The organism is Micromonospora sp. ATA51 (genome assembly GCF_016802855.1).
Classification (GTDB): domain Bacteria; phylum Actinomycetota; class Actinomycetes; order Mycobacteriales; family Micromonosporaceae; genus Micromonospora; species Micromonospora sicca.
In genome coordinates, this window is record NZ_JAEVHJ010000313.1 from 1 (window position 1) to 7,737 (window position 7,737).

6 protein-coding genes are annotated in these 7,737 nt (G+C 69.1%); 3 read left to right on the forward strand and 3 right to left on the reverse strand.

All coding sequences use genetic code 11. The features are described 5' to 3' along the window. Positions 1 to 37 precede the first annotated feature (37 nt). Positions 38 to 3,004, forward strand: coding sequence for a DUF499 domain-containing protein (locus JNW87_RS31265; RefSeq protein WP_238454909.1), 2,967 nt, complete (start codon positions 38 to 40; stop codon positions 3,002 to 3,004). A 497-nt stretch (positions 3,005 to 3,501) separates the two neighbouring features. Here JNW87_RS31265 and JNW87_RS31270 read toward each other — a convergent pair whose 3' ends face one another. From JNW87_RS31270 to JNW87_RS31280, 3 genes are all read right to left on the reverse strand, one after another. Next, a complete protein-coding gene (locus JNW87_RS31270) occupies positions 3,502 to 4,722 on the reverse strand; it encodes an IS110 family transposase (protein WP_238454910.1) in 1,221 nt (406 codons plus the stop codon). A gap of 606 nt (positions 4,723 to 5,328) precedes the next feature. Beyond that, positions 5,329 to 5,733, reverse strand: a complete 405-nt coding sequence (locus tag JNW87_RS31275) for a hypothetical protein (protein WP_238454911.1) — start codon at positions 5,731 to 5,733, stop codon at positions 5,329 to 5,331. A 291-nt stretch (positions 5,734 to 6,024) separates the two neighbouring features. After that, a complete protein-coding gene (locus tag JNW87_RS31280; RefSeq protein WP_238454912.1) occupies positions 6,025 to 6,255 on the reverse strand; it encodes a hypothetical protein in 231 nt (76 codons plus the stop codon). Positions 6,256 to 6,753: 498 nt separating this feature from the next. Between JNW87_RS31280 and JNW87_RS31285 the strand changes: the two genes are divergently transcribed. Both JNW87_RS31285 and JNW87_RS31290 read left to right on the forward strand, forming a co-directional pair. Next, positions 6,754 to 7,641: a helix-turn-helix transcriptional regulator gene (locus JNW87_RS31285; protein WP_238454913.1), complete on the forward strand. Its 888-nt coding sequence runs from the start codon at positions 6,754 to 6,756 to the stop codon at positions 7,639 to 7,641. Next, positions 7,638 to 7,737 (forward strand): DUF397 domain-containing protein (locus tag JNW87_RS31290; protein ID WP_238454914.1); only part of this gene is annotated, 100 nt, incomplete at its 3' end. The genes JNW87_RS31285 and JNW87_RS31290, both read left to right, overlap by 4 nt.

The following is a 7,737-nucleotide window of genomic DNA, read 5'->3' on the forward strand; positions in this document are numbered from 1 at the left end:
CTGCGGCCGTCCAGTCCAGCCTGTTCGAGGAGACCCTGTGACCGCACCCGCCTACGGCATCCATTGGGCCGATGTCCTGACGCTGCGCGAGGAGGTCCGCCTCACCGACGGCTCCGTCGGCGAGTTGCAGATGAGCCTGGCCAAGGCTGTCTACCAGACGGTGCCTGTGCTCTACGCCAAGTGCGCGTACTACACCGATATCACCCAGCCCACCCCGCTGTTGGTCGGGTTCCTTGGCCGCGTCGCCCGTCGGCTTGGAGTACAGGCCGTGGAGGCGCAGGCCTGCTTCCACCTCGACCAAGGGATGGGCGGCGGCAAGAGCCACGCCCTCGTCGGCATCTGGCACATGATCAACAGTGCTGATGCGTTCTTCGCCTCCGATCTCGGCCGAGCCGTCGCCACCGAGGCGACGGCAGGCGGGCACACCCTCGACCTGAGCGAGGTCGTCCCGGTCGTGCTGATCGGCGACTCCATGTCCCCGGGCAAGACCGACCCGAGATTCGGCCCGGCCACAGACCTGTTCGGCCGGTTCCTGTGGCTGCTGTTCGACGGCCACCCCGACCGCATGGGCCGCTGGAAGCACTACATCGACCTTGGCGCGAACAAGACGACCCTGCAGGCTGCCTTCGCCGAGGTCGCGCGTCCGGTGCTCGTCGTCATCGACGAGCTCATGGACTACGCGATGGCGCTCACCGACCAGACCGCGATCGGCGGTCTGCCCGGGGAGCAGGCGTTCCTCAATGCCCTTACCGACGCCGTGGACGACCAGCCGCAGGTGGCCCTGGTCGTAGTGATGATCCGCAGCGATGAGGACCAGGCCGGCTACCACCCGGCCGCGGAGGAGATGCGCGAGTACCTCGCCGCCCGCCTGCAGCGCAACGGCGAGACGGTCACGGTCACCGACCCGAATGACTTCGCCCAGATCATCCGCCGCCGCCTGTTCGCCCGCGCTGACGTCGACACCGCCGCGCGCACCGTCGCCGACGCCTACGTCACCGCCGTCGACGACGCATGGTCCACGGAGGTGTACCGCAAGCTCGGATCCGGCCGCACCCTGGCCCGGCTCGCCGACCGGATCGTCGAGACCTACCCGTTCCACCCAGACCTGTTCGAACTGGTCTCCAAGGAGTGGTCGAAGGTGCAGGCCTTCCAGCGGGTCCGCTCCACCGTCGCGATCTTCGCCCGGACGGTGCTGCACTGCGTGACCCAGCACGAGGCAGGCCTGTGGGCGCCGGACCTCGTCGGCCCCGGCGACATCCCGCTGCACACCGACGCGCTTGAGGCGCTGCTGTCTTCTGGTGTGCTGGCCGGCAACGACCGCGCCATCCAGGGTTTCCGGGCCGTGGCCAACACCGACGTCGTCCGCTCCGGCGGCGGAGGCGGGAATGCCTTCAACCTCGACGCCACCCTGGCAGCCAACGGCGTGGCTGCAGGCCAACCAGCGCCGGCGCTGCGGATGGCCACCGCATGTTTCGCCTACAGCCTCGTGCCCCGCGCCCAGGCCGCGCGAGGCGCTACAAAGCCCGAGCTGATCGCCGCACTCGCCGGTCCGGCCGTGCCCTACGCCGCGGCCGAGGAGGTCTTCAACGCCCTCGTCGCCGGCCCGGTCCAAGGTGGCCTCGGCGCGTTGGAGCGCACCAGGACCGCGAACGGCAAGGGCGCCGAGCGCTTCTATCTGTCGATCAAGCAGACGCTGAACATGTACCACGCCAACGCCATGACGATGGTCAGCAACGACCTCGCTCTGAACCGGGTGTGGAAACGGGCCCAGCAGCTGGCCAGCAAGGGTCCCTTCAGCGGCCCGCACTTCGTCGAGCCACCCGTCGGTGGTAGCACCGCTGCGGCCGCCTGCTTCGCCGGAGTTGACGGGCAGGAGAACCGGCTGGTCGTGCTCGACCCTCGCCGGTGGACCCTGCTCAACGGCAAGGACACAGCGACCCGCGCCGACCTCGACGTCGCCTTCGGCGTCACTCCCGGGCTCACCACAACCTACGCTGCCTCAATGGTCGTCGCGCTGGTCAACACCCAACGACGCGGCCGGGCCCGAGACCGCGCCAAAGACCTCCTCGCCTGGGAGATCGTCGTCGCCCAACTCGATCCCGCCGACGAGGAGTACCTCGAGGCGTGCTCACGCCGTGACGACGTCCGCAGCAAACTCGACAACGACATCAAGTGGGCCTACCAGCACTACGCGTACCTGCTGCGCGCCACCAACGGTCTCGCTGTCCAGTACAAAGCAGTACCCGACGGCAAGACAGCCCTGGCTGGGCAGGACGTGTGGAACGAGCTCGTCGCCGCCAGCCGAGCGGTCACAGCTGGTGCCCTCGCTCCCGAATACGTCGGCCAGCTCATCACCACCGGCAGCTTCGGGCGAGACCTCACGCCAAAGGAGCTGTTCGCGCTGCCCTACAGCAACCCCACGTGGCCGATGATCGCCACCGTCGAGAACTTACGTCAGGCGGTGTTTCACCTCGCAACGAGTAGCGAATGGATGCTGGCCGACAGCGACGGAAACGAGATTCGTCCCGCTGGCCCAGGGCAGATCCAACCGGCATCGATGCAGCAACTGCTGCGCCCCCGCCCCGCGCCGGTACCCGAGCAGGCACCGGCGCCCACGCCATCGCCTGGCTCGGACGGCGCCCCGGACACCAACCCCGCCGCACCGGGCACCCCGACCGGTGGCTCGGGGCAGGCGCCCCCTCAGGTCACGCCCATTCCCTCCCAGCCCGCGTCCGGAGGCGGTCCGAGCGGAGAGACCACCTACGAGGTGACCAAAGTCCGGCTGCCGCTGTCCTCGATCACCGACGACAGCAAACGTGAGGGAGTCTGGGGCCTCATCCGAGAGCTGGCATCCCTCATCGATCCCGCGAGGATGAGCGTTGACATTCAGATGGTCGGATTAGACATCACCGTGACCGCACGGAGCGGCGACACCCACCAACTGCTGGCGAAGGCCGAGTCCCTGTCGGGGGTCACCGTCGCTGTCGAGGACGAGGACATATAGGGCTCGGGAACCACTAGACCCTAACGGAAACAGGACGGCCGGAGGCTACGCTCCAAGGTCCCAGCCATCCCGTTCGCCATCGACCCGCCTATCGGGGAGCGGGCCGCCGTCCGGCGCGCCATGTCAAGCGGACCTTGACGGCTGGTTCGAACGCAGGCGCGCCGGGCTGTGGTCTGCTCGGCTTGCCCCGGACCGATGGCAGGCGGGATGGCCTACCGCAACCACCCACGGACACGCCGGCTGCCGACGGTCTTCGGCCATCCTGGAGCCGGAGCGCCCCCGCCGGAGGCGCACTGACCGCAACCCCGCACGGGCCGCCAGCTCGCCGACGCGCCCAGCGTGCGCTCCCCTTCGCGGCGCGGTCCTAGCCGCGCGGCCCGGCCGGCTGCCGGCCCACCACCTCACGCATCAACGGTCTGTCGTTCTGCGGCGGCCCCTCCGGGCTTCCCGCTCTCCGCGCCAGCCGCTGGGCGTCAGACATCCCATGGCGTTTGGTGTCAAGCGGCGGCGGGTTGGGTGCGGTGAGCCCAGGCGGTGGTTTCGTTGTAACGGGTGCTGGTTTTGAGGCAGCCGTGGAGGATGCCGGTGAGGCGGTTGGCGACCTGGCGTAGGGCGGCGTGGTGGCCAGCGCCGCGGGCGCGGAGTTCGTCGTAGTAGGCGCGGGCGCCGGGTGAGGCGGTCAGGGCGCAGAAGGCCTGTTGGTGCAGGGCATCGGCGAGCCGGGTGTTGCGGGCGTAGCGGGCCAGGACGACGAGTTTCTTGCCGGACTGGCGGGTGATGGGGCTGTTGCCGGCGTAGTTCTTGCGGGAGCGGGCGTCTCGGTAGCGGTCGGGATCGTCTCCGAACTCGGCGAGCACCCGGGCCGCCAGGACGGTGCCCAGGCCGGGCTGGGACAGGTAGATCTCAGCGTCCGGGTGCTGGTGAAAAGACTCGCTCACCTCCCCTTCGAGGGCGTGGATCTGACTGTTGAGGGCGGCGATCAGCGTCACCGCCGCAGTGACGGTGGCGGCGTAGGCGGCCTGCACCGCCGCCGGTTGGGGCAGCTGCTCGGCGCGCAGGATCTGCTGGATGGCCTCGGCCCGCTGGTCGACGCTGCGGCGGCCGGCTCGCCGTAGCGCGCCGGTGATCTGCGAACGCGACAGTCTGGCCGCCCGGGTCGGGTCGGGTGCTCGGCCGAGCAGTTCGAGGGCCTCGCCGGCGTGCAGCTCGTCGAAGGCGTTGATCGCGGCGGGGAAGAACTCCCGCAACGCCGCCCGCAGTCGCAGGACCTGCCGTTGGCGGTCCCAGATCAGCGTCTGATGCACCCGGGCCAGGATCTTGACCGCCTCGGCAGTGTCACTGTCCCCGGCCACCAGACGATGCCGGTGCCGATCCGTGCGCACCAGATCCGCCAGGGTTCGGGCGTCACCGGTGTCGCTCTTGGCCCCTGAGGTCGAGTGCCGTTCCCGATACCGGGCCACCTGCATCGGGTTGACCGCGAACACCTGATAGCCGGCGGCGACCAGAGCGCCGACCCACGGGCCACGGTCGGTTTCGATCCCGACCACGACCTGCGCAGGCTCCGCGTCGCTGGGCAGGTGTTCGGCCAGCAGCGCGTGCAGCCGGGCGATCCCGGCCACGCCTTCGGGCAACCGCGCCCTGGCCAGCCGCCGGCCTGTCTCTTCCTGGATCTCCACATCGTGGTGATCCTCAGCCCAGTCATCACCGACGAACAGCATCCACGCTCCTCCCGCCGACCTGGCCAGCTACGGCAGCGTCGAGGAGGATCACCGGCGGCCTAATGGTCAAGTGCTCACCACCCCAAGCCGGAACGGGGCACGTCATCCCATCAGCGGTCCAACCCTCCCCACCACCAGCCGGGGCACGATCTGACGCTAGGACTCACAGGTCCAGGCGTGATGAGTGCTCACCGGCTGGCGGCTACCGGAACCGAGTGTCCTACGACAACTCGGCGCGACCCATTAGGCGTGACGGCCGCAGAGCGCCAGCGGCAGCGGCCGGCGCGCTCCCAGGCGGCGGCGCGTGCGGCCCGCTCAGGGCCGCGCTTGAAGACGTACAGAAACTTTGCACAACCTGGCCGACCTGGCCGGCATCGCCGGCACCGGCAGCCGGCAGCCGGTGGGCATCCATGAAGGAGCGGGGCGGGTCAGGCTGGGATTTGAGCGGGGTGATGTTCTTCTGTCCGTCTTCCGGCGGCGGGTGCTGGTGCGGTGTCGGGCTCAGGGCTGGGCCGTTGGCAGGCACCTGCTGGCGGTGGCGACCGCCGGCGGTTGAGCCGGTGGCCGTCGCCACCGCACCCCTGATTCGTCGTGCAGTCCGCCGGATCAGCGTGGCTCCGAGTCAGATCCTGTCGGCTCGTCGTCACGCTCAGTCCGGGGCGAGGGCAGGCTGGGGTCGCGATCCGTCTGGTCATCCAGGCCGGGCGTGGGGGCCTGCCTCTTGGCGGACGGCTGTTTCGCTGCGAGGTCGATGCCGATCGTTCGGGCGTACTCGGCCAGGATGCCGCCGGCCTCAGCGAGCAGCCAAGAGCCGTCCCGAAGTCTGACGATCGCTTGGGCGTAGTTGCCCAGCGCGCGGTTGACCAGCGGATTGGTGGCCCCGGCGGTGAGGGCGCGGGACTCGGTCCGAGCGTTCTCGGCGTCCTGGACGGCGACCTTGGTCAGGTCTTGTTGCTGGGTGATCGAGATGTGTAGGTCGCGCAGCGCGGCGGCGACTTCGGGCAGTGTCACGATTCGTACCTCCGGGCTAGAAGAGATGTGGGAGCGGTCGCGGGGTCCGGTCGGACGGCGAGTCGGCGGGCGTTGATGAGTTCGGGGCGAGTGGCGCCGGGCGTCCTGCGGGGTAGGCGGGCGTAGCGTCCGAAGGTGGCAGTCGCTTGCTCGCTTGCGAGGCAGGGCCCGATGAGCTGGCAGCGCAGGCAATAGCCGGATGCGCTGGATGTGATGTGCTCGTCGAGCACCCGTTGCGCGGCGGTGAGCTGATCAACGACAGCGGCAGACAGATAGACGGAGGCCGCCACGTCACGCCTCCGGCTGCGGTAGGGCGGAGACTCGGACCAGTACCTGCCGGAACGGGCCGTCCCGGTCTCGGTCGTCCCAGCGGATCTCGGTGCCTTCGAGCCACACCCACTGGCCGTCGTACCAGGCACTGAGGTCGAGGCGGACGCGGGCGATGCGGAGCCGGAGCGGGCCGACGCCGTACTTGTAGTCCGGCTCGCTGAGCTGTACGACGTCGCCGGATGCGACGGACACCTGCGGAGTGACCGGCCGGTGGGTCACAGCCAACCCGTCACGCGGGTGCGGCCTGGGTGCGGGTGGGACCTGCGGCCGCCGCACTCGGGGCAGTTCAAGACCGAGCCGCACCGTCGACACCACCGAGACTTGACCTTGAACAGGAACAGACCGGCGGCGAAGCCGAGTGTCGCGACCGCCACCAGCACGATGGGTGAGACCACTGCGCGTTGCCTCCCTGGCTTGGCCCTCGGGAGGAGCAGCCGCAGCGCGTGCGCGCCGTCCTCGCGAGAGTTCCCCTGCATGCCGGATGGCGACGAGCCCCTGGGAGCTTGCTGACCCGTCACCGCAGCTGGCCGGCTTCCTTGTACCGACCCCGCCTGGCAAACCTCTGCATATCGTGCTACCGCAGTAGGGATAATGCAAGGCTTGCATCCGCATGTAGGGCACCTGCCCGGCCTGCCTCGATATTGCATCCGCACGCCAGGCACACTCTGACTACGACAGGAGCGAAGGGATATGGAGTTGTCAGCTCGGCGGCAGCCACCCACCGTGCGCCTCCGGCGGCTCGCGGCTGAGCTGCGCGGACTGCGGACGACGGCCGGCCTCACCCGCGAAGAGGTCAGCGAGCAGACCGGCATTAACCCCGCCACGCTCTACCGGATCGAGACGGCCAAGGTTCGCCCGCAGCGCCGCACCCTGATGGCGATGCTTGACAGGTACGGCGTCACCGACGAGGACAAGCGCAGCGAACTCATTGCCCTATCACGTCAGGCCGCGCAGCTGGGCTGGCTCCAGGCGTACGAGTCGGAGCTGCCCGAGCTGTACACGACCTACATCAGCTTCGAAGCCGAAGCCCGCTCAGTGCGCAACTACGAGTCCCTGTTCGTCCCCGGCCTGCTGCAGACCGAGCGCTATGCCCGCGCCGTGATCCGAGGCGTCCTGCCGCTGGCCACCGAAGCCGATGTGCAAGCCCGCTGTGAGGCCCGGATGCAGCGGCAGGAGTCGCTACGCAAATCCGACCCGCTGCGGCTCTGGGCAATCCTGGACGAAGCTGTCCTGCACCGCCAGACCGGCGGGGCGGCGATCATGGTCGAACAGCTTGAGGCCCTGGCGAAAGTGGCTGGCCAGCCGCACATCACGCTTCAGGTCATCCCGTTCGCGAGCGGCGCGCACGCCGGCATGCCCGGCTCGTTCGTCGTCATGGACTTTCCTGACACAGCGGACCCCGCCTTGGTGTACGTCGACAGCATGGCTGGCGACCTGTTCCTCGAACGGGAAGCGGACGTCCGCCGCTACGCGACCACGTTCGAACACCTTCGCGCCACCGCGCTCGACCCGGCCAGCTCGATCAAGCTGATCGAAGAGCAGGCTGCCGCGATCAGCCAGGAAGGAGATACGGGATGACCTCAGTCAACCTGTCCCGCGCCCGGTGGAGAAAGAGCAGCCGATCGAGTGGGAACGGCCAGTGCGTGGAGGTCGCCGATCTCGTCCACGTCGTCG

What these genes read in the sequence shown, in the direction of transcription:
- JNW87_RS31270 (WP_238454910.1), bottom strand. Translation starts at nt 4,722, where the DNA reads ATGCTGTTCGTCGGTGATGACTGGGCTGAGGATCACCACGATGTGGAG.
- JNW87_RS31285 (WP_238454913.1), top strand. Translation starts at nt 6,754, where the DNA reads ATGGAGTTGTCAGCTCGGCGGCAGCCACCCACCGTGCGCCTCCGGCGG.